The 630-nt window shown below is 39.4% G+C and carries 2 protein-coding genes; both read left to right on the top strand.

Translation table 11 applies throughout. The annotated features are described in order from the left end of the window. Positions 1 to 120: 120 nt before the first annotated feature. A complete protein-coding gene (locus tag CYTFE_RS32150; RefSeq protein ID WP_027471599.1) occupies positions 121 to 390 on the top strand; it encodes a hypothetical protein in 270 nt (89 codons plus the stop codon). 8 nt (positions 391 to 398) lie between these two features. Next, a partial coding sequence (locus tag CYTFE_RS32145; RefSeq protein ID WP_211238162.1) for a hypothetical protein occupies positions 399 to 630 on the top strand: 232 nt, incomplete at its 3' end.

Genomic DNA, 630 nt, shown 5'->3' with positions numbered 1-630 from the left:
TAGAGGCTATGGCCGAAACTGACCCAGAGCAGTTTAAAGCTTTGTATAAAGCTGAGTATGGAGTAGAGCCTGAAGTGTAGGTTCTAGTAATTCGATTGTAAACTTTTTTATTCAAATAAAATGAAATTATTTTTTAGTATTTTTTGCTCATTATTAGTTTCTGTGCTGTCAGGCGCAGGAATAGCCATGGCCACAGGATTGCCAGCCTTTGAAACAACAGCTGTTTTATTTTCAGCTTCGTTTATCCCTTTAAACAGCTTAGGCTTTATTGCTCAAGCTGGTGTATATAAGGAGGTGTGGACAAAAGAAGTTGTAAAACGCTTATCGTCTCTAGGTGAAGGAACATTCTTAGATGGAATAAAGATTATTCGCAGCACGTTGCCGCCGTAGGTGACGAAATGCAGGTTATTCATCTAACTTACTTTGGTATACACCCTGATGTTTTAATAAATAATACAACCTATCCGATTGCAATCAAGGAGCAGGATGGTGAAGATATACCTATTGCGCTTGATAAGTATCAAACTACCGCAACTCCAATAACCGATGATGAGCTGTATGCCGTGTCGTACGACAAAATGGGGCTCACAAAAGAGACGCATGCGGAAGCAATTTTGGAATGGAAAATAC

Origin of the sequence: Saccharicrinis fermentans DSM 9555 = JCM 21142 (assembly GCF_000517085.1) — a bacterium.
GTDB classification, from domain to species: domain Bacteria; phylum Bacteroidota; class Bacteroidia; order Bacteroidales; family Marinilabiliaceae; genus Saccharicrinis; species Saccharicrinis fermentans.
The sequence above is the reverse complement of the archived record's forward strand: the minus strand, read 5'-3'. Positions and strand labels throughout refer to the sequence as shown.

Excerpts from the sequence above, each read along its gene's own strand:
- CYTFE_RS32150 (WP_027471599.1), top strand. The coding sequence starts at position 121 with ATGAAATTATTTTTTAGTATTTTTTGCTCATTATTAGTTTCTGTGCTG.